This is a genomic window from Microbulbifer epialgicus, assembly GCF_041447265.1.
Lineage (GTDB): Bacteria > Pseudomonadota > Gammaproteobacteria > Pseudomonadales > Cellvibrionaceae > Microbulbifer > Microbulbifer epialgicus.
Genome location: NZ_JBGMEK010000071.1, coordinates 1 through 21,593, shown reverse-complemented (window position 1 = coordinate 21,593; position 21,593 = coordinate 1). Strand labels below are relative to the sequence as shown.

Here is a 21,593-nt window from a genome sequence, read left to right as displayed (position 1 = left end):
AGGTGTCCACTTGTTGATTGGTGGACACCTAAATTACAGCGTAGAACTTGGCTGAATAGATGGGATTACCGGACGGTTACTTTTTATTTAACTGATTTGCCGCTTGGTATCCCAGCGCCGGGATTGATACTTAATAATCACCCCGTCCAGCAACTCCTTGACGATCTCTTTCTCTTCCGTTGGCAGTTGGCTGATAGCTTCAAATTGCAGCCTTAGCTGCTCATCCGGTCCGCGCTCGTCTTCATCGAATACCAGTGAGTCAATGGTGATGCTCATGGCGACAGCAATCTTCTTTAACGCCTCCAGGGAAGGCTGTGTTGCCCCGGCTTCATAGCGCCGAAACTGATTGACATGACCCCCCAATGGCGTCGGCCATCTGTTGCTGGGTCAGCTCGCGCTCATGACGCAGGGTAATAAGTTTCTGTTGGATGATCATCCGGCTAAAGAATCCAGGACACCCAGTGCGCCAAGATAAATCGGCAAAAGATTGGAGGTGAAAGCCCTCTACCCGGTAAGGGCTAGCAAGTCGCCGGGGCCCCGAGTCATGGGTGTTGTCCGGTAACGGCCAGGGTTAAGCTTTGACAAGGGAAGATACAGGCTCAGTATTGAGCTCCGAAAACATGATTTCAGATCGCCAACCTTGTTGGGTGTTGGGGAAGGCAGCAGAGGTGGATACGCTATTACGAGTATCTTTTCCCGGTCTCCAGAGTCAACAGATAGAAACAGCTCGATAATCATCACCTCCTTATGACTATGGCCCTTGGAGGGTAAGGAGCAAGTACATAAGAGGAGGTTAGAGTAAATGGGGTGTGATGAGTATCTAGATGGGCAAGAATTGGCCACTGAAGTTGAGCGGCTTCAACTAGTTGTGACTTCCAGATAGTTGATCGTCTTCCGTCATTATGACGAGTTCGTAGTTGGTCGTGGATGACATAGCTTACCCCCGGTTGTTATCAGCGCTCCGAATGGTTGTTGAAAATACTCCTATTAGCTTGCTTACATAGATTAGCCAACAAGCTTGTTTAAAATTCAGGCAGGCAGTTTAAAAATTGCGCACTTTATGCTAACCAAAGACCGTCTTGTGTATTTAAAGATCAGGTAGGGCTTACCGACTAGGGTGGTGAGTAAGAAATCAATTTCCTCCTATATTTGGCATTTGGCGGCCGTATAAAAGCTACCCTTTTCCATTAATTAGCGAAAATTGGAAATTAATTGACTATTAAGGCTTCCCAAATAGATTAATAGCATTCAAAATGTTGCGCCAGTATTTGCTAAAATAGATCCATTTAAATTGCTCTATTTTAGCAGCATATAGCTGCCCAATGCTAATTGGCTTTTGATAAAACTTCGGCGTAAAGCAATTTCGTGTAATAAAGCTTCACTTAAGTTAATTGTTAGATATTTAGGAGATACATAGTGCTTAATAAATTAAAATTTCGTAGCATTTTAGCGGTGCTTCCCTTTCTTTTGGGAGCCTCTGATCTATATGCTGCCCAATGGATTTCAAACGTGGAAATTTTGAAAATATTTGTTCAGCCAAATGCACGCATGTATTTGAAGGTGTCCGGTTCGGTACCAGATTTGAATTGTGCGGGTAATGAAGAAGGAATGTTGGAATTCGATACCGATGCTCCCCATTTTAAAGAACAATACTCCCTAATTCTTTCTGCTTATATGGCCAATAAGCCTGTCTCTATATATGTTAATGGTTGTGGTCATTATCCATACGCATCAAACACTACATTGTAATGAGAGGGGAATATCATAAATATTGTGTATTGATTTATTAATGTATAACAATGCCTTTTGGGGTTGCTTGGAAATGTATGCATCACTAACGGAGAAAACATGAATAAAATTTTTACTTTTATTTTTTACTGATTATGAGTTCAAGTGCGATTTCGGAGGCCACATGGTATCGTGGTGAGATTAGCCGGATATGGACGTATGGCAAAGGAGATTTCATTATTACTTTTGTTGGAAACTCTGGCCTCAGTGACTGCAGGCACAATTACGCATATTTCACTTCGACAGATCTTCAGCCGGAAATGCTAAAGAGTTCTTTATCTGTAGCATTGTCGGCTTTTCATACCGGTGCGACTGTCGGCCTAGTCATTGATAAGGATCTAAATGATGATGCTTGTCATGTGTTGAGTATTGACCTTACAAAATAACTATAAGCAAGGCTCTTTATGGGTTCCGGGGAGTTAGTCCAACAGCAGGTGAAGTAGTCCTGAAATAGCTGACTTGCCCCCGGCGTTTAATATTACCGCTAGATTGCCAGCAGAAGCGATGCACTTATACTCACAAAAAATTCCAGTGGGCTCTATTAATTTAATACTTTTCGCTGCCAGGTATTAATACGAAACACTGTATCATCAATCTAGCTTTTCAGCAGCTCGCCAATATTCATCTCTTTCGGCAGGTAGCACTTCAGCAGCCCGTTGGTGTTTTCGTTCAACCCGCGCTCCCAAGACTGATAGGGGTTGGCAAAATATATATTGCAACCTGGTTTCTATGTGATCGACTGGTGATTCGCGGATTCATCACCGTTGCCGAAGGTCATGGTTTTACACACTGCTTGATACGACTAGAGTATTTGCTTGATCGATCGGCTCACCGTCCACTTATTTTTGTTTGCTAGCCTGCAGACAAGCAACAGCTTGGAGGCCCGGTCTACTAATGTCACTGGATAGCCGTCCTGCCGGTAAGCTGTATCGCCCTCCCAGTGTCCGAGCTCCGTGTGTCCATTAGCAATCGCTAAGCACTCATCAATATCAGCGCGCTCTGGAATGAGATTCACTCCCGCTTCGAAGCCCGTACGTTTTCGATACGGCCTGCCCTTTCTCGGCAGGCGCGGTATGTGTACTTCATTGTCAGTGGTTATGGGCGCGCCCGGGGTGCAGTTACGCCGCCTGCAAAGCACCGCCGGTAAGCGTGATGCGATGCATCAGGCGGAACTGGCCCTGGTAATCATTCTCTGCGGAGTGCCAGGTAGAGCGGTTATCCCAGAATGCGACTGAGCCTGGTTCCCAATTGAAGCGGCAGGTGTAGCCATTGGTGAGGACGTGGGCGAACAGGAAGTTCAGCAGTGGTCTGCTCTCTTCAGGCGTCCAGCCTACAAAGCGCATGGTAAATCCCGGGTTGACGTAGAGGATTTTGCGTCCGGTATCAGGATGCTGGATCACTACCGGGTGCACGGCTTCCCCCACGTCGTTGACACCACCCAATTGTGAGGCCATGTCCGTGGACTGGTAATAACCGTCCTTGCCGTAAATATGTACATTGGAGTGTACAGCTTGCAGTGTTTCCAGCGTCTGCTTTAGCCCATCGGAAAGGGTGTCATAGGCTTTTTGCAGATTGGCGAAGTGGGTGTCGCCTCCGGTCTCAGGCAGCTCCCTGGCCACCAGGATGGAACCCAGGGCGGGTTCCTGGTCGTAGGAGTGATCTGTGTGCCAGCCGCCGCCGATATTGGTTTCCTGGTCCTTCTCCTTGCGTACTTCGGCAATGCCGGGGTATTCCTGAGTATGAGTGAAAAATTTATTGATAATAATCTCGCCCCAGCGGTTGGCGAAGGCCAAGTGATCTTCCGGGGACAGGGATTGGTTGCGAAAAAACAGTACACCGTGGTCGGCAAAGGCCCGACGTAGGTCACTGAATTCGGTATCGGATAAATCGGCCAGCTGCACGCCTTCCACGAGTGCACCGCAGCCTTTTGAATATGGGGAAATGTTCATGACTGGTGTCGCTTCAGTAGACTGTTCCCGCATAATAAGTTATTTCACGAGAGGTTCAACCCCATATGATACACAGCGTTCGCTGTTTATCTTGGGGGTAGGGTGTAAAAGCTAATAAAATTAACGAGTTAAAAACTATTGTATTTTTTTGCGCCAAATATATAAAAATTCCAAGCAGCGATAGATGTGCGAACTCACAACTGTAATTCCTGTAGGCTTTTTCATTTCTACTCTCGAAGGACTCAATAAGTATATTTCACACGGTTGCGACAGGGAGGGTGAAGCGCATTCCACCGGCAACTGTACTGTGGAAAAATTTCTTTCGTCTATCGACAAAATAGAGGAAGTCGATACTTACAATGCTCTACTTGTTAGGCTTGATAGTACCCCAGATCCTGAGTGGGTGAGTTGCTATTTTCATTAGCTCCGAGTACAAATTTTATGGAGCCCAATAAACCCGCTCTAGACTTGCTGGCGCTTGGCTGTATAACGACGAAAATATTGGGGTAAAAAGAAAATCTTACACATCTTCTGTGCACGAGAGTGCTAAATGCTGAGTTGCCAATTGATTTGCATTTGTATCTTGTTGATAAATGAAATTAGTTTGAAGATTAATAGAGGAGCCAGATAGAGGCTTCTCTTGAATTACTAAAAAGGGGGGAGGAAAGAATACACTGTGCTCGGAACCGTATGAGGCATGGATGCCGATTGCGAGCTTACAGGGATGTGTTCACAGCGCGTCTCGAGTGCAGTGTATTCTTTCCTTCTAACCCAGTAGTAACTGACAGTACAATTACTCTACCGTTACTGTCGTGATGATGGTGAGGAGGATATGCCGTGAAAAATTTATTTTTGGCAGAGGGCATTTCTTTTCTGTTCATGGTAAAGAAATGACACGGAATAGTTAATAATTTTCAATTGGGAAATGATGGTCTTGAAGGGTGGCATTCCCCCTCAAGGCTTCAATCTTAAAAATTGACTGCCAAAGACAAATGCAGCGCCTCAAGCTCCAGGTGATCAATATCAGTTGTTTTCCATTGAAGTTTGCTGGAAAGGCGTTCAGTGAACGTATAACTGACCCCCAGCCCATAGCTAATCCCACTTTCTGTATCGGAATAGGGCACTGATGGATCTTCACCGGTAACCGGTACTTCACTACCAAACCAGCGCCCGTCAATATCGGCACTGGTAAAACCGACCAATGCGAAGATGTTCAGGTTTTCAGCTAGCGGGTAGCTGAGAATACCATTTAGAGAGATAGTATCCACTTCTAGCTCTTCTTGGTCATTATGCCCAGTCATGGAGTCAATGCGAGGATCGACATAGTATCTATCGCTTGCTTGATCGTAAGAACTGTAATTGAGTTCTATAGAAAAATAGTCGTTAAACTGGTAGCCGGCATAGAGGTCTAAGGAATTTGTGTCTTCACTAAACCTTTGCCCTGGAGAAAAAATACCTTTCACTTCGTCAATAGTTCCCAATTCCTCGCCTTTTATTTCAGTAAAACCATACCCTAAGCCCAGGTAGAATGGCTTTTCTTCGGCATGGGAGGGGATGGGTAGAGTCAAAGCGGGTAATAAAAATAATACTTTTGAGAGTTTCATTGGCGTGTCCTTTTTATTGGAATTTATTAGATTCTCTAATAGTTATGTAATGCCAATTTCCAGATTGCCCTCTACATGCAAAACTGTCAATTGTTAAATTCATCCATAAATGGAACATGTTGTTCAAACTCAGAGTCGGGTAAAGTTGGCCGCAATCGATGTGTTGCGTCCTACTTTTATTGTTTTGTGCTGCAGTAAAATTTACTTAATTACCACCTATGCTAAGCCAACTTTCAGCAACCTTTCCGGCATTAGTAGTGTGCGGAGTGAGACAAAAATAATACCCTTGAGAGTTTCAGTTCGATGTCTTTTCTGTAGTTATTTTTGTGGGAGTATTTTGGCCCGTTAAGCCGAACATGGGTGTTCCGGTCGCAAATCATGCATGTGACCGCTAGATTTGTCGTGCAAGGGTCCAATACCAATGGGTTTTGTGCTTGGGGCCATTTGACTACATCAAATACTGGGACAGGGTCTCCCAGTCAAAACGGCGCGCCTTGCCGTCACTGAACAGTACTTCGATGCGCTGGTCTTCCCACTTTAAAACTCGCCCATGGCCGAGTTTCCGGTGACGCAGGCCTTCGCCGGGATCAGGTTTGCGCAGTGGGGCGCGTGGCGCACTGATATTGGGGTTGTACTCGCAGGCCTCCAGGTAGTGAAGGGCTTGGCGGGAGACGGGGATATCCGTGTTGATTTGCTCAGGGCGCTCGTGCAGGGAGTCCGACATCAGCTTACTGAGAGGGAGTTGCATCTCATTGATAAACAGCGAGGGTTGAGAGGCTTCCGGGTCTTTCCCTTTGGCCACCTCAGTGGGTGCCAGCAGGAATAAGCGGGATTTTGCTCGGGTCATGGCCACGTACATCAAGCGGCGTTCACTCTCCAGAGAGGCGGGGGTGCTGAAATCCCGCTGGGGTTGATAGGGCATATTGTGTTGGGTGAGGGTGGGAATAATCACCTGTTCCCACTCAAGTCCCTTGGCTTGGTGCATGGTGGTGATCTGGATCGAGTCTGCCTCAGTCTGCTCTCCTTCGCGGTGCTGTCTCTGTAGCTCCTGCAGGTGTGTGAGGGTTTCAGCTGGTGGCTGTTTAAGGGTGTCCAGATATTGGCAGAAAGCGAGAATGGTTTGCTGTCTCTCCTCCCCCTGCTGGCGGGTGAAGGCGTCCTCGGCAATGCCGTCGAGAAGATCCAGTTCGCTGATATGTCGGCGCATCAGCTCGCCGGCGTGACCCCGCCAGCTTTCTATTTGAGTGAGTAGATCTGCGCGCTGGCGGAGGCGTTTGATCTGTGGCTTGCTCAGGTTTTCAGGCAGCAGAGTCAATAAATGCTTACCCCAGCCTTTATCCAGGGCGGCAAGGGCAACGCAAATGGGCTCCAACACTTTGCGTGGGATACGTACGTGGGGTGCGGTCAGCCATTCATACAATCCCTGCTGGCGTCGCTTGGGGGGGAGTTTGGCAAAGCGGCCTGAGGCGATATTCAAGCTCCAGAATAACGGGCGTAGTTCCCGGCGGGAAAGCACTGTGTTGCGGCTGGAGGAGCGGTATGGGATGTTGTTGGCTAGCAGCGCCAGTTCTATAGGTGCCGCAATAGACCAGAGGCGCACCAGCACCGCTATGTCCTTAAAGGTGTGCCCTTGCTTCTGCTGGCGACGCAAGTATTCCACCAGCCAGCAGCCTTCCTTATCCGTTCTTACCAGCTCAATTTTTGTTTGCTGTTCCCCGTCTGCGGAAACGCAGAAAATATCGGCGCGGTCCCGATTATTTTCAATAAAATGATTCGCTGCCAGGGACAGCTCGTGGCCGTAGCGGAAAGTACGGCTCAAGTGGTAAATATTGGAGGGCGGAAAATCACCGTCAAAAAATGTGAGCAGGAAATCCGGCTTGGAGCCGCGCCACTCATAAATAGTCTGGTCTGGATCACCAATGGCAATTACGTTGCCGGACTTTCCGTAGAGTATGCGCAATAAAAAGTGCTGTATTTCATTGATATCCTGGTACTCGTCCACCAGGATATCTTCGTAATAGCTGCCGTATTGTTCGGCCATTTGCTCATTGAGGCTTAGGAGCATGGCTGGGTCGTAGATCAGGTCGGCGTAAGTGACGGCATTCTGGTTGCGGCGCCACGCCTCAAAAGTGCGAAATACCTGTAAAAAATACATGTATTCATCACCGAGTTTCAGTTCCTGAAAAGCGCTGAGGTCTCCGGATAGAATTGTTTTGGTGTAATCGATAAAAAATTCTGCGGCCTCAATTTCTGATTGCTTGCGCGCGCGGATCTCTTCCAGCTCGTGGGTGGGTGCGCAATCCTCAATAGCCTTCCAGATTTGTAATTGGACCGTGGATTGGGGCAGGGGGCTTAGGTTGGCAGCGGCGATATGGCCATTGGCAATCATACGCTGGTAAAGCCGGTACCCTACGCTGTGAAAGGTGTGTACCGGTGGAATCGGGCCATCTGCCAGTTGGCGCATGCGGCGGTCAAAATCCTCCCGCGCACTGCGATTGTACATCAATACCAGCAGCCGCTCGGGGGAGATGCCTGAGTCCAGGCGATTCTTTATATAGTGCAATAGGGCGGTGGTCTTGCCGGAGCCGGCAACGGCAATGATCTTGGCGTGGCCACCGGTGTGATCTGCAATTGCCTGTTGCTCAGAAGTGAGAGTGCTGCCGCCCATCGTGTACTTTGCCCAAATACTGGATATTTTGCCAGTATTTGCCCGGCTCGTACAAGGTCGGAGTTGCTATTGGATCAGGCGGGGTCGGCGGGTGAGGTGGATTCGGGGGCCTGATTGTCATCGTCAATGTTATGTTGGCGCAGCGCCAGTTCGGCGATATAAGAAGAAAGGAACACTCTGCCGCTAAGTTCCTGCAGCAATTTGGAGCGCCCAAGACGATCCAGTACGGGACCTTTAACCTCCGCCAAGTGCAGGCAGATATTGCGCTTAAGTAGGTCCCGGTTAATCTGCTGCAATCGCTCTATAGCGGTGCTGTCGATCCGGTTAACGGAGGAGAGAATCAGCACCAGGTCGTGCAGGTTTGGGTGGCGCTTCACTTCCACTAGCAGGCGGTCTTCCACCGCGCTGATGTTACTGAAGAAGAGATTTTCATCAATGCGCAGGAAGAGGATATCAGGCAGGGTTTTTACCGTGTGACGCAACACGTTGCGAAACTGCTCGGTGCCGGGCACCCGTCCCACTACGGCGATATGCGGCCGGCTGGTGCGCCAGATAAGGGTGGCGAAAGAGAGCCCCACGCCCAGGCCAATTCCGGCTTCCACGCCAAACAGCAATACTCCCAAAAAGGTGCCGCCCATGGCGAGGCCATCGGTGTGATCGTAACGCCAATGGTGGATCAGGGCTTGCGGGTCGATCAAATTGGCTGCTGCCACAATAATGGTCGCTGCCAATACGCAGATAGGTAACTCGGTAAATACCTTGGTAGCAAATAGAAGAACCAAGGCAATCAGCGCCGCGGCAATTATGCCACTCAGGGGGGACTTTGCTCCCGCTTCATCGTTGACTGCCGTGCGAGCAAAACTCCCGGTCACCGAGAAGCCCCCAGAGAAGGCGCTGAGAATATTGGACGTGCCCAGGCCGCGAAGCTCGGCATCGGCATTGATTTTTTCTCCTCGCCGCAGGGCGATAGAGTGGGCGACGGAGAGACTTTCTACAAACCCAAGCAGGGCGATAATCAGCGCGGGCAGCAGCAACTGGTAAACCATAGAGAGCCTGATAGTAGGCACGGTGAGGTCTGGCAGGCCGGCGGGGATAACCCCCACCACCGGCAGCTCCTTTTCCCAGTGGAAAATCGCAGTGAGCAGAACCGAAATCAGTACGATAAGCATGGGGGCCAGTCGCGACAGCAGTTTTGCCCGCGGAGGGTTGACTCCCATTTTGCGCAGCAGGAAGGGCAGTCCCAGGCGTGCGGCGATCAGGCTGGTCAACGCAATAAGTCCCATGAGGGCCGCTTCAGGGTCTGTCATGGGTGAGTTACTGAGGGTGCTTACGAGAATTTCGAGGGCGGTGTGGCCCTCGCTCTTTATACCCAGTAGTGGCGCAATCTGTCCCACCATAATTAGTATTGCCGCGCCGGAGACAAAACCATCCACCACCGGCAAACTCAGTAAATTGGAAAGGCTGCCGAGGCCAATAAACCCCATTAATAGCAGTATCACCCCACTTAACAGTGCGAGAAGGATTGCGCCGCTGATATATTCGGCGCTGCCTTGCGTGGCGATGGGGGTGAGGGCTGAGGCAGTCATCAGGGCTAGAACAGCCACTGGGCCAACAGAGAGCACCGAACTGGAGCCAAATAATGCGTATCCGACTAGGGGGAGTAGTCCTGCGTAGAGCCCCAGGTATGGCGGCAGGCCGGCGAGTGCCGCGTAAGCCAGTGCCTGCGGGATCAGTGTCATACTGGCAAGGAGCGCAGCCACGGAATCGCCCACCAGCCACTTGGGTTGGTAGTGCTTTAACCAAGGTGGAATCAGGTGGCGCGCTCGCATTCCCTTTATCTATTGGCTATTGGTGTCCCGCACTGGTGACACCTTGCTCCAACAAGATAGACGGCTTTGAGTTGCGCTAGTGGGTAAAGTGCCAGGTTAGTCCCGTGCCGGGAGGACACTGCGTGCACCGAACTGGAAAATCCCCATACCGGCGAGCATCGCCAGGGTGAATACCAGCGCCTTCTCCTGCCCTGCACCGGTGGCCACAATCGCTGGCCCGGGGCAGAAGCCCGCCAAGCCCCAGCCGACACCAAACAGCAGGCTGCCAATTACCAGGGGGCGATCGATTTGGATATTGTTGGGAAGGCGAAGGGGCATTCTCCAAAATGATTGCCCGCGGCTTTTTACCAACTGGAAAGCCGGTAGTGCAGCTGCAATAGCTCCCACCATTACCAGTGCCAGAGATGGGTCCCAGTCACCGGCGAGATCCAGAAAACCCAAGACTTTTTCCGGGTTGGCCATATTGGAGAGCAGCAGGCCCAGGCCAAAAATCAGTCCGGCCAGAAATGCTGTAATTGTGGTTTTCATAACTCCAGCCTCCATCAGCCAGCAAATAGGTGGCGCACAACGAAAACGGTGATAAAACCCGTTGCCATAAATAGGATCGTGGCGATTAGTGAGCGGGGTGAGAGCCGTGAAAGCCCACAGACACCGTGGCCGCTGGTGCAGCCGGACCCATAGCGGGTGCCAATGCCTACCAGCAGTCCGGCGGCAACCAGGGTGGGGAAGCTGGATTCAATTTCGATGGAGGGCATCGCTGAGAACAGTTGCCATATCATGGGAGCGATCAGCAGCCCAACAATAAAAGCCAGGCGCCAGCCGATACCGGATGCGGGGCCTTCCAATATACCGCCGACAATGCCGGAGATGCCGGCGATACGGCCATTAAAAGCCATCAGTAGGGCACTTGCGAGCCCGATAAGTGCACCGCCAGCGAAGGCTGTGGCCGGGGTAAAGGCTGCCCAGTCAATTGTCATAGGGTTACTCCGCACAATAGAGTTGGTAAAGAGTCTGCAACAGGGTCAGTACCCGCTGGTCGGCTACCCGGTAATACACGTGCTTGCCTTCCTTTCGGGTGTCTACCAGGCCTTCGCGACGCAAAATGCCCAGCTGCTGGGAAAGGCTTGGCTGGCGAATACCCAGCCGAGCCTCTAGTTCGCCTACATTGAGTTCTTCCTGACTGAGCTGGCAGAGCAGAACCAGGCGGTCTTGGTTGGCCAGGGAACGTAGCATGTTCGCGGCTTGCCCGGCGGATTCACGCATCCTGTCAAAATCGAGATTGCTGGTATCTGGCATGGCGTATGGCCTGTCAACAATTTACAAGATAACAATATATTGTTTTATATATTATCAGAATGTATATTGATCTGGTAGTGGATGCTGGAGGGTACGAAATGCCACAAGAGAAGAAAGGCACACAGGTGCAGTCATTCCTCGACAGGGATACAGAAACTTGGAGTTATGTGGTGTACGACAAGGAGGGCGGCTCTGCCGCGGTAGTGGATGCCGTTCTCAATTTTGATGCCGCCTCCGGGCGCAGCAGTAGCGCAGGTGCAGAAGAGATAGCATCGTTTATTCGGGACCGGCAATTGAGCCTGGAGTGGATACTGGAAACCCACGCCCATGCAGATCACCTCTCCGCAGCGCCTTACCTGCGGGATCAATTGGGGGGGCGTATTGCTATTGGCGAACAGATTTGCCAGGTGCAGAAAATCTTCCGCGAGATCTTTAACCTGGAGCGGGAGTTCCTGGCGGATGGCAGTCAGTTCGATTATCTGTTTAAAGATGGTGATAGCTTCCAGGTGGGCGAGTTGGAAGCGCAGGTAATATACAGCCCAGGGCACACTCCCGCAGATATGGTGTGGTTAATCGGCGATGCTCTGTTTGTGGGGGATACCCTGTTTATGCCGGATGTGGGCAGCGCCCGCTGTGACTTTCCCGGTGGCGATGCGAGCCAGTTGTACCGCTCCGCACGAAAGATATTGTCTCTTCCGCAAGAAACCCGCATGTTTATGTGCCACGACTACCCGCCCGAGGGTAAACGGGATTACCAGTTTGAAACCAGTGTGGGGATTCAGCGCAGGGAAAATATTCACCTGCGCGATGGTATCAGTGAGGAGGAATTTGTTGAAATCCGCCAAAAGCGCGATGCCAGCCTGAGCATGCCGAAGCTAATTATTCCTTCGGTGCAGGTCAATATTCGCGCGGGACAAATGCCCCCGGCAGAATCTAATGGTATTGTTTATCTAAAAGTGCCGCTGAACCAGCTTTAATCAATTTCAGCTGTGGCGCAGGTTAACTGGTGCCAAGGTGACTTGGAGGAGAATATGAATATTAAAAAACTGGATGATCAAGTCAGTGTTTCAGAACATATTGCTTGCGAAGCAATGTCAACATTGGCGCAAAGCGGGGTGCAGATTGTAGTTTGCAATTGTCCGGAAGGAGAAAGCGAAGCACACCCCAGTTATGCCGATATGGAACATGCGGCGGCGGAGGCCGGCATCAAGTTTGTGGCCATCCCCTTCACTCGAGGACGTATGACGCGAGAGCACTGTGAGGCGTTTAGCAAGGTGCTGCAAGAGGGGCGTCAAGTCCATGCTTTTTGCCGAACTGGAAATCGCTCCAGTCAGGTCTGGGCGGGGGCTAAAGTCCTGATGGGGGAGGATAAAAAGAAGTTGCAGAATCAGGCCCAGGAGGCAGGGTTTGATATTGCTGCAGTGTTGATCACAATCGACCCATAGGCTTTTTTATCCCTGGCAGCAGGTTCCAGTTGTCGGCCAATAAAGACTCCGGTGGGGGCATGGCGGCCTACAGCCGCCCCTTGGGAAGCACATGGACAGTGATCAATGAAAGTCGTAGACAATGCAATTTGGCAGAGTGAACGATGCTGACACAGATACTCTCCAGGTGGATTCCTATCATCGCCACCGTCAAAAGTTATGATCGCAACACTTTAAACAGTGACCTGCTGGCGGCTGCCATAGTGACAGTGTTGCTGATTCCCCAGTCTCTAGCTTACGCTCTGCTTGCGGGCCTGCCCGCAGAGGTGGGGCTCTATGCCAGCATAGTACCCCTCGTAGTGTATGGCATTTTCGGCACCAGCCGCACTTTGTCGGTGGGGCCGGTCGCAGTGATTTCCCTCATGAGTGCCACCGCACTGGGTGAGGTGACCGCGTCGGGTGAGGTGAATTACTTGAGTGCGGCTGCGGCGCTTGCGCTGTTGTCCGGAGGAATCCTCACAGTGTTGGGGGCGTTGCGCCTCGGTATGCTTGCCAATTTTCTCTCCCACCCAGTGATATCCGGTTTTATTACCGCGTCTGTACTGCTGATTGCTCTGAGCCAACTGCGGCACCTGTTGGGTGTTCCTGCCAGTGGTGACACTGCGCCCGAATTGGCGATGTCCTTGTGGGGTCATTCGCATTCCGCTAACGGCTTGGCACTGCTAACCGGTTTCGGAGTGATGCTGTTTCTCTACTGGTCGCGAGCCAGTGCAGCAAATCTGCTGGAAATTATTGGGGTATCTTCAAACACTGCCGGACTGCTGGCCAAGGCAGCGCCTGTGGTGGGGGTGTTGGTAACTATTGGCCTGTCATATTGGATGGGGTTTGAGGGGCGGCAGGTACCGCTTGTCGGTGCGATCCCCTCTGGTTTGCCGCCGCTCACAATGCCTGAATTATCGTTGCCACTGCTTGAAACCCTACTGATGCCCGCGTTGATGATCGCCATTATTGGCTATGTAGAGTCCGTATCAGTGGCCAAAACCCTGGCAGCCAAGCGTAGGCAGAGAATTGATAGCAATCAGGAACTGCTTGCCTTGGGAATGGCGAATATTGGTTCTGGCCTTTCTGGTGCTTTTCCCGTAAGCGGTGGTTTTTCCCGCTCAGTGGTGAATGATGCAGCCGGTGCGCAAACGCAACTTGCCAGCCTGTTTACCGCTGTGGGAATTGCCCTGGCCGCACTTTTTTTAACCCCATTTCTCTACTATCTTCCCAAAGCAACCCTCGCGGCTACCATTATTGTTGCTGTCCTATCATTGGTAGATTTTTCTATCCTGCGTAAAACCTGGCATTTCGCCAAGGCAGACTTTCTCGCAGTAACCCTGACCATTGCCGTCACGCTGTTGTTTGGTGTAGAGCCCGGTGTAGCCTGCGGGGTAGGTGCGTCATTACTGTTATTTATCTACCGAGCTTCAAAGCCCCATATTGCCGAAGTGGGATTGGTGGAGGGTACTGAGCATTTTCGCAATATCCTCCGCCACAAAGTTAAAACTGTTCCCGAGATTCTTACCTTTCGCGTAGATGGGAGGCTCATTTTCTCTAATATCGGCGTTTTAGAAGAGCGTATCTATGCAGGCCTCGCCACCAATCCCAAAGTGAAGCATGTGATACTGATGTGTAGTGCAGTGAATGAAATAGATTGGAGTGCTTTGGAGGTGTTGGAGTCTATTAATAGCAATTTACTGGATAGGGGAATTCAGTTGCATCTATCGGAAGTTAAAGGGCCGGTGATGGATTGTTTGGAGAGGAGTAGCTTTCTGCAGAAGCTATCTGGAGACGTGTATTTAAGTCAGTATCAGGCATTTAGTGCTGTACAAATGAATGAAGGCAAAGTGACTGAGCTTATTTTTTAGGATCTATTGATGTGTAGTAGTTCAGACTTGATCTGACAGTTACCGGTTTTTCAGAAGGTGCTCTGTCAGGTCAAGTCTGAACTACTACACGTAATATCTTTTTTGCAGAATAGAATAGTATCTCTCGACGATGAGTGGCCTCGGTACCTGAGCAATTCAGTGCTGTCTCTTTGTCAATATAAAGTACCCTAAGGCATGGCAGTAACACCCGTTACTGCCTAAATTTTATGGATTGTTAAGTTATTTGATCCTCTACTCGTTCTATTTGTGGGCGACTAGAGAATGAAATCGTGATATTTTTGTCGGGCCGAAGTGAGAATCGAGGTGCGCTTTCAAGTGATGATTCTACTTGCGATAGAGATAATCTCTGCAGTATGGTTGCTATTGTTAGAGCGACTTCCATCATTCCAAATGATTGGCCGATACATATCCGTGGCCCAGCCCCAAAAGGAAAATAAGCGTATTTAGGCCATGATTCACTATTGATGAATCTTTCGGGATTAAATCGATCTGCGTCTTTAAACCAGCGATTATCTCTTTGTGTGATATATGGAAAAATTTGTACCAAATCTCCTTTTTTAACTAATGCCCCACCAATATCGACATCTTCTGTCGCGCGTCTGCAAAACAGAGCATAGGCGGAGGGGTATAGGCGCATCGTTTCTTTAATTACTGCATTTAGATAAGGTAAATTTTTGAGATTTTCATAGCTGGCTGAAGTATTTCCTAAGATATTATCCAATTCTTTCTGAATTTTATGCTGTACGTCTTGGTGCTTAGCTAATAGTAGAAATAGCCATGAAAGGGTAGCTCCGCTTGTTTCGTGACCTGCAATCAAAAGAGAAATGACATCCTCTTCAATTGCAGAGGTATTTCCGCCGTGATGCTTTATCAATATTGATAGTAAATCTGACTCTTCTTTAGAACTCTGCTCTATTCGTTCTAAAACAATGTCCCGAATACAGCTCCTCATGAGCTTAATGATTTTTTTCTTTTTACGATTTGCGGGGGTAGGAATAAATCTGGGTAGTGTAAAGGCAGATGTTGTTTCTTTATAGGCAATTTCGGACAAACAGTTTACGGCTTCACTAATGGGCTGAACAACTGTGTTTAAATTTTTATTAAAGAGAGTCTTGTATGCAACCTCTAATGAGTATTGAGCCATTTCATCGTCAATACTGCTTTCGTAGCTTCCATTTTCTTTGATCTTGGAAATTATAGTCTCAGTGAGATCTTGGGCAAGCCTGGAAACTAATTTAGCATAGCTTGGAATTCTTTGTTGCGATAATGATGGCAGTACTTTCCGTCTTCGGTTTTTCCAAGAACTCCCTTCCGCAATCAATAAACTATTGCCGTTCCATTGCCTGAGAATATTCATGATTTTTTCGAAGCGAATAAATGAACTTGCCTTTGTGGCTAGTACACTTTCTATATGATCAGGATGAAATATGAACCAGCACCGATATGGTCCTAGGCGAATCTTAACAGTATCACCAAAAGTGGAGTTCAGGCTCTGGTAATAGGCTAGCGGATCATTCCTAATGCGATAAAGGGCGTTGATGCCTAAAAGTGCGGAGGTGGGACCCGCAGTTCGTATTTCAGGAGGTTTCATTTTTGATATAGCTTTCTTCATTGCTTGGTGATGTAGATAGGAGTTTAACTGGAAGCAAAGCAAGTAATAAAGCTGATGCAAATAGTGCGTAGATAAAATTTATATGAAATAGGGGATATATAAAAGCCTCTACTGAATTGAAGGTTCGTTCGCTCCTAGAGTCCTTATAAAGAGCGCCTGGGAGTTTTTCGTTAGCAAAAATTAGCCCGGTAGGACGTCTTTTTTTAAGCCATTCTATATATATATCGATTGTGATATAGATTCTGTATTCCAATACAGTATCGATTTTTCCTTTATCCAAGGCTTCCATCTAGGGAGCCACTCGGGAACGTTGGTCTTGTATTCTGGCCATCCTTTAGGAAAGCGAACTAACAAATCATTTCGATGGTGCCAGCGGACTAAACCTGCTACGAAAACCCCTGCCATACCAGCTGCTAGAGCTACAAAGAAATTCTGTAAAAAAACTCCAATAACTATCCAGGATATAGCGGTGCAAAGTTGCATTGGATTCGTTATGTATGAATACAGTCCACTATTGACAAGGTGTTTTGTTTTGTCTAATGGAATTGGAGTTCCCTCGCCAAAAATAACAAACATATGAACAGCACTTAGTCCGATAATGATGCAGGGGAGCAAGGAAGAAATAACTGCAACAATCTCAGCTGCAGATCTTTGACCTATATCCCAACTTCCTCCCATTGCATGCATAATTAGAGTGGGTACTATAAAGAATGCTAAAGAACCGTATGCAATTGCTAATAATGTAGCTCTCTGAGGTAGGTTGATATCATATCTGGTCCACTTTGCCAGGTACATTGCAGGTGTATGTACAAGTAAGAAAATTAGTGTTACGCCAAGTAACCAATAGTTACCCGCTATAACTAGGGGGTCGAGAGAGTTAAAAAATAATGCTTGTATGGCAATAAAAATAGCTGTAAAAATTAATGGGTTGAGTTTGGGGAACACTAGAAATGTTGCGGGACCAAACAAAAAAGAACCAGCAAACCATAGATCGACAGGCATTCCTAGTAGTATAAGAGTCTCGCTTCCATAATGCCATGCACCTAATCTAACAGCCATTGCGTGTGCGGGTAACAGTAGCGCAATACTGTACAGAAATGAAAATAGGCTTCCGACCAAAATACGATTATCACTTTTATGCCTCCAAGCGAAATAGAAGGTGCAAAATAGTGGAAGTAAAAATAAGGCCGCTCTTAATATAACCAGTAGGTCACTGTGAATGTCTATGTTAATCATTTAATGAGCATTCTTTCAATGGGGTCGGAAATACTGATCGGCAGTTTTGTTTTGAATAGTTCTACAAGTAGAAAAACAAATGGAAACCCCAGAGATAAATATAAAGATAAAGGCGGAATGCTAATGATAAAAAGTAGTTGAAGCATGCAGCCCAGGCGCATTAGTAATCCTTCTTTGGTTTTAGTGTTCTTCATGAATGCCAAAGCAAAGATAAGTGTCGAAGGAAATATAACCATGAAAGAATATGATTCTATACCAGAGCTATCTCCCTTCATCCAGAGAAGGCCAGTCAAATATAATCTAAAAATTGAAATAAAAAATGTGATAGATAAAAGTGTAATAACTAGTTTTGGTCGAAGAGAATACTTCAACTTTACTCTTCCTTAAATGATCAAATAAGAATGACTTTACCTTATTTTAACATCTGGGTCACGTGATCCTGACTACAGTAACCAGTAGTTATTTGTTCTTTATTCAAATTCTAGGTAGATAGGGCTCCTCCAATACTGTTTATCTTGAAAGTAACGCAACCATCGGTTAAGTGGCACTTTTGTATGCTTTTGTGAGACGATGGGTTAAGCCTCCATGGCTTGAAGTGTACCGGTATCACTTATCATTGAGCAGCTCAGAATCCCTATAAATTAAAAGAAGCATATAGAAGGTCTCGATTTTAATTTCTTCTACTTAGTTGTGGTGTTATTAGGGAGAGTTATCACCAAATCTGGTTTTGAAGGTTTAACAAAAGCGACGTATCTGGTTGATTTTTGATCGCTAGACAATGAGCCAACTAGGGGATACGCCATCATGGACAAGAATACCGCTGTTGAGTTTGCAGGTCGACAGGAGGCAGCTGACCTACTGACAGAACGGGGCGCACGAGAGCTGCTTCAGCAGGCAGTGAAGGCAGAATTGTCGACCTTCATGGAAGCGTTTCAAGATCGTCGCCTGGACGATGGCCGCGCGGCTGTTGTACGCAATGGACACCTGTCTGTGCGCGATATTCAAACTGGCATTGGCCCAGTTACGATGAAAGTGCCAAAGGTACGCAGTAAAGATGGTAAGCCCGTAACCTGCCGTTCCGCATTAGTGCCGCCATATTTGTGTAAAGCTCGGGCCCTGGAATCATGAACTGGGAGTACTTATTCACCAGCTGGCTCAGCAGAAAGGGAGCTTGGTTGAGGAGGGGCACTTGATGCCAGATCATGTTCATATGAAGATCTCTATCCCACCGAAATACGCAGTTGCTCAAATAATTGGCTATATCAAGAGGAGGAGTGCAATCCACATGGCACGGCAGTTTTCTGTCAAGCGCCGCAACTATGTGGGTGAGAGGTTATTTTGCTTCGACAGCAGGCTGAGATGAAGCAGTAATAATGACATACTTACAGAACCAGGAAAAGGAAGATCAATGAACTGATCAGTTGATACTGGTGTAGTCGCCTCTTGGGGCGTAAGGAACCGAAGGTTCCGTAATTGCCGCTTAGAGCGGCTCGCAATATTAAAGCCCCCGGATTTGCTAGGGGATACTTACTGTGACTGAAAAGGTTTCAGTGCATATATTTCAACTTAGTTGATCTTTAAATATGTTTAGCGATAAAAATGGAGAGCGAAGCTCTCCATTTTTTAAGTCGGTAATGAATACTCTATAATTGGGTTAGTTTACACTGTTTGAATGATAAATCATCGCTTGCCAAATATTTTGCTTGCCGCCACCATAGTTATCATAGGTAGGGCTCTTGATATATGACCAGGCTACTTTACCGTTGCCAAGGAAAATGGGTTCATCTAGGCCACCCCAACCATACTTAGTCAGTTTTACCGGCCCTTCTAGCACATTTAGGTCTGCATCAATTTCCATAACATAATATGCCTTGGGCACCAGCATACGCATTGCGCCATTTTTAGCTGAGCTTCGGTTATATGACAGGTTATCGGAGATACATTGAAATTGTGCGTAGCCAAACAAATAGCGACCATTTTTCAAATCGATAAGTTGAGGGTCACTGATTTGACAGTCAGGTTCTTCTACCAGCCATTTAAAGCCTTGCCCGTCGATGCTTCCATTGCCATCGACTTTGGCGATACCGATGCGGGTTATTGACGAGGAATCCAGAGCATCGCCTCCGCGTAAACCCTGTCTGGTAATGGTTGGGTTACCACTACTTGACATATAAGAAAAGAAGCAATTCGTATTATCAGAGCATTGCTCATCAAAGGGGCCGCCACTACTCGTATCAATACCGTATTTGCTTTGCAGGAAGCGATTCATTTCCTCGTCATCAATGTATTTGGGGGAGACGATGAGGGATAGGTTAGTGTCTTCATCTACCGGAACAACAGTGTGCCCACCTCCATTGGAGAAAAATGCGTTATCTGAAGGGACTAGATAATTGTAGCTGCCTTCAAAACTACTAGTAGAGGAAGTATCCTCCATTTTGATAGCAATAGTATTTAGCCCGCGTGATTTATAATACTTGCCGCCATCGCTAGTACAAATTGCTCCATACTTTTCATTGTCAGGGTTATAGAAGGCCCGAATATTTAATACGTGGCCATAGCCACATAGCCAATACCAGCCTCTATTATTACTTCCACTCATATTTAGGGACCAGTTATCGCGATCAATAACGGTCATTCCCGCAGAATAGTGGGAGCCACCGTAGCTGCCGTCAAAAACTCGAGCCGTTACGGAGAAAGCATAACTGGTACGTCCTTGGCTATCATCGTGAACATAAATAAGCTCTTGGGCCCCGGCATGGCCTCCACCGTGCATCTTGTTTACAACATAGGCTGCAGGCTTTTCACTGAGCGGTTGATTATCCCACTCCATTAGCCAAATCTGGTCGTTATATTTATAGCCTCTCTCACGAATGTACTCGACCATCGTGTTATAGTCGGCCTCAGAGAGCTGATCGACGATATAAGCCATCTCCTCTTGCATCTCCTTTCCTTTAATTGTCTTAAAGGATGGAGAATCACCAAAATCAGTCTCAGGGAAATTAGCTTTAAGCCCGGGGAGGAAGTCATCAAATGTTAGGGTGGGATGATCGGTAAAATAACCGATGTATTGACTGTGATTGGTAGATATCATCAGGCCGATATCTCGTTCAATACGGGCATCAATAGCGCTGATATTATTTTCCATTTTCATCCAGTTGCTACCGTATTGCTCTACCAGGTCACCTTGCACATCGTAACGCTCGTTTGCTCGGTATTCTGTGTTGCACAAGACCGCCACTCGGGAGCAATCAGGGCTGGCTGCAATGCCGTGCGTCTCATAGCATTGCTTTAGTATCGTAGTATTGCCAGTTTGATCGAAGCTTGAAGTCTCAGGATTATATTGCAGCTCATACACAGTGCCATAGGTGACTTCATTATCTCCACTACCTTCACTGATGGTTTTGGAAACAAACATTCGGGGTTTATCGGTATCGGTCGCACAGGCTGCTGTATAGCTTCGCATGGGGACTGACTTTAAGTTATCTTCCTGAGTACTGTCTGTTCTGGAAATATAGTGTGGTAGTCCATGAACCTCTTGGGCGTTGGGCTGGCCATTGGGTAGGGTGATATCCCGAGAGGTAATCCGGGCAAAACCCAAGTCCGCAGTTTCAATATCACCTACAGTGACGGTACCGGGTTCATTGTCAGGAAGTGGTGTGTTGTTACCTGACCCGCTACCTGAGCCCTGGCCTCCACCATCTCCTCCAGTGGATGGGGTTGGCTCAGAATCCGAGGAAGAACCTCCACCGCCACCACATGAGGCTAGTAGGGCCGTAAATGCTAGTGCTAAAACTCTCTTGCTCAACAGCTTTTCCATAATTTGCCCGAAGCTACATCATCTAAATCGAATGCTCAGCGTGCACTCGTCGATTGGTTGATTTTTGACAGAAAAATTACGGGCATCATTTTAGTCTGCTCTAGCTACTTTTGAGCTATAACCAAATCTGGTGTTTGAAGGTTTGAAAAAAAGCGGCGTATCTGGTTGATTTGTTATCGCCAGACAATAAACCAACTAAGAGATACGCCACCATGGACAAGAATACCGTTGTCGAGTTTTCAGGTCGAGAGGAGACGACCGATCCGCTAACAGAAATTCTACGCAGGGGGGCACGAGAACTACTTCAGCAGGCTATAGAAGCCGAATTATCCACTTTTATGGATACATTCCGTGAGCGTCGTTTAGACGATGGCCGCGCGGCTGTTGTACGCAATGGACACCTGCCTGTGCGCGATATTCAAACTGGCATTGGCCCGGT

The 21,593-nt window shown here is 48.0% G+C and carries 17 protein-coding genes and 2 pseudogenes; 8 read left to right on the top strand and 11 right to left on the bottom strand.

The window, feature by feature from the left end; genetic code table 11:
- Nucleotides 1–87: 87 nt before the first annotated feature.
- Nucleotides 88–363 (bottom strand): helix-turn-helix domain-containing protein, encoded by a 276-nt coding sequence (locus tag ACCI49_RS19625; protein ID WP_371840879.1) that lies wholly within the window; start codon nt 361–363, stop codon nt 88–90.
- Between the two features lie 1,053 nt (nt 364–1,416).
- Here ACCI49_RS19625 and ACCI49_RS19620 point away from each other — a divergent pair.
- Nucleotides 1,417–1,749: a hypothetical protein gene (locus ACCI49_RS19620; protein ID WP_371840878.1), complete on the top strand. Its 333-nt coding sequence runs from the start codon at nt 1,417–1,419 to the stop codon at nt 1,747–1,749.
- Between the two features lie 1,157 nt (nt 1,750–2,906).
- Here the strand turns inward: ACCI49_RS19620 and ACCI49_RS19615 are convergent.
- The 7 genes from ACCI49_RS19615 to ACCI49_RS19585 form a co-directional block, all read right to left on the bottom strand.
- Entirely contained in the window at nt 2,907–3,737 is an 831-nt protein-coding gene (locus ACCI49_RS19615; protein ID WP_371840877.1) for a TauD/TfdA dioxygenase family protein, read from the bottom strand.
- 968 nt (nt 3,738–4,705) lie between these two features.
- The gene (locus ACCI49_RS19610; RefSeq protein WP_371840875.1) at nt 4,706–5,341 is read right to left on the bottom strand and encodes a porin family protein; all 636 of its coding nucleotides are present in this window, start codon (nt 5,339–5,341) and stop codon (nt 4,706–4,708) included.
- A gap of 448 nt (nt 5,342–5,789) precedes the next feature.
- On the bottom strand, nt 5,790–8,009 hold the full coding sequence (locus ACCI49_RS19605; protein WP_371840874.1) for an ATP-dependent helicase: 2,220 nt from the start codon (nt 8,007–8,009) through the stop codon (nt 5,790–5,792).
- 74 nt (nt 8,010–8,083) lie between these two features.
- On the bottom strand, nt 8,084–9,838 hold the full coding sequence (locus ACCI49_RS19600) for a SulP family inorganic anion transporter (protein ID WP_371840873.1): 1,755 nt from the start codon (nt 9,836–9,838) through the stop codon (nt 8,084–8,086).
- Nucleotides 9,839–9,934: 96 nt separating this feature from the next.
- Nucleotides 9,935–10,366 carry a DUF6691 family protein gene (locus ACCI49_RS19595; protein ID WP_371840871.1) on the bottom strand — a complete coding sequence of 144 codons (432 nt, stop codon included), beginning with the start codon at nt 10,364–10,366 and terminating at the stop codon, nt 9,935–9,937.
- Between the two features lie 14 nt (nt 10,367–10,380).
- Nucleotides 10,381–10,815: a YeeE/YedE family protein gene (locus ACCI49_RS19590; protein WP_371840870.1), complete on the bottom strand. Its 435-nt coding sequence runs from the start codon at nt 10,813–10,815 to the stop codon at nt 10,381–10,383.
- A 4-nt stretch (nt 10,816–10,819) separates the two neighbouring features.
- The gene (locus ACCI49_RS19585) at nt 10,820–11,134 is read right to left on the bottom strand and encodes an ArsR/SmtB family transcription factor (RefSeq protein ID WP_371840869.1); all 315 of its coding nucleotides are present in this window, start codon (nt 11,132–11,134) and stop codon (nt 10,820–10,822) included.
- Nucleotides 11,135–11,232: 98 nt separating this feature from the next.
- On the opposite strand from ACCI49_RS19585, the gene ACCI49_RS19580 reads away from it, so the two are divergent.
- From ACCI49_RS19580 to ACCI49_RS19570, 3 genes are all read left to right on the top strand, one after another.
- The gene (locus ACCI49_RS19580) at nt 11,233–12,111 is read left to right on the top strand and encodes an MBL fold metallo-hydrolase (protein WP_371840868.1); all 879 of its coding nucleotides are present in this window, start codon (nt 11,233–11,235) and stop codon (nt 12,109–12,111) included.
- 54 nt (nt 12,112–12,165) lie between these two features.
- Nucleotides 12,166–12,579, top strand: a complete 414-nt coding sequence (locus ACCI49_RS19575; protein WP_371840866.1) for a protein tyrosine phosphatase family protein — start codon at nt 12,166–12,168, stop codon at nt 12,577–12,579.
- A gap of 143 nt (nt 12,580–12,722) precedes the next feature.
- Nucleotides 12,723–14,468, top strand: coding sequence for a SulP family inorganic anion transporter (locus tag ACCI49_RS19570; RefSeq protein ID WP_371840864.1), 1,746 nt, complete (start codon nt 12,723–12,725; stop codon nt 14,466–14,468).
- A 235-nt stretch (nt 14,469–14,703) separates the two neighbouring features.
- Here the strand turns inward: ACCI49_RS19570 and ACCI49_RS19565 are convergent, their stop codons facing one another.
- Together ACCI49_RS19565 and ACCI49_RS19560 are read right to left on the bottom strand one after the other, a co-directional pair.
- Nucleotides 14,704–16,101: a cytochrome P450 gene (locus ACCI49_RS19565; RefSeq protein ID WP_371840863.1), complete on the bottom strand. Its 1,398-nt coding sequence runs from the start codon at nt 16,099–16,101 to the stop codon at nt 14,704–14,706.
- A gap of 213 nt (nt 16,102–16,314) precedes the next feature.
- Entirely contained in the window at nt 16,315–17,337 is a 1,023-nt protein-coding gene (locus ACCI49_RS19560; protein WP_371840861.1) for a methyltransferase family protein, read from the bottom strand.
- Between the two features lie 192 nt (nt 17,338–17,529).
- On the opposite strand from ACCI49_RS19560, the gene ACCI49_RS19555 reads away from it, so the two are divergent.
- The 3 genes and pseudogenes from ACCI49_RS19555 to tnpA form a co-directional block, all read left to right on the top strand.
- Nucleotides 17,530–17,724, top strand: a complete 195-nt coding sequence (locus ACCI49_RS19555; protein WP_371840859.1) for a hypothetical protein — start codon at nt 17,530–17,532, stop codon at nt 17,722–17,724.
- A 417-nt stretch (nt 17,725–18,141) separates the two neighbouring features.
- Nucleotides 18,142–18,465, top strand: a complete 324-nt coding sequence (locus tag ACCI49_RS19550; RefSeq protein ID WP_371840858.1) for a transposase — start codon at nt 18,142–18,144, stop codon at nt 18,463–18,465.
- Nucleotides 18,449–18,692: pseudogene (gene tnpA / locus ACCI49_RS19545) on the top strand (IS200/IS605 family transposase); the annotation flags it as partial. The gene ACCI49_RS19550 and the pseudogene tnpA, both read left to right, overlap by 17 nt.
- A gap of 299 nt (nt 18,693–18,991) precedes the next feature.
- Here tnpA and ACCI49_RS19540 read toward each other — a convergent pair.
- Nucleotides 18,992–21,142 carry a hypothetical protein gene (locus ACCI49_RS19540; RefSeq protein ID WP_371840857.1) on the bottom strand — a complete coding sequence of 717 codons (2,151 nt, stop codon included), beginning with the start codon at nt 21,140–21,142 and terminating at the stop codon, nt 18,992–18,994.
- 224 nt (nt 21,143–21,366) lie between these two features.
- Between ACCI49_RS19540 and ACCI49_RS19535 the strand changes: the two are divergent.
- Nucleotides 21,367–21,593: pseudogene (locus ACCI49_RS19535) on the top strand (IS256 family transposase); the annotation flags it as partial.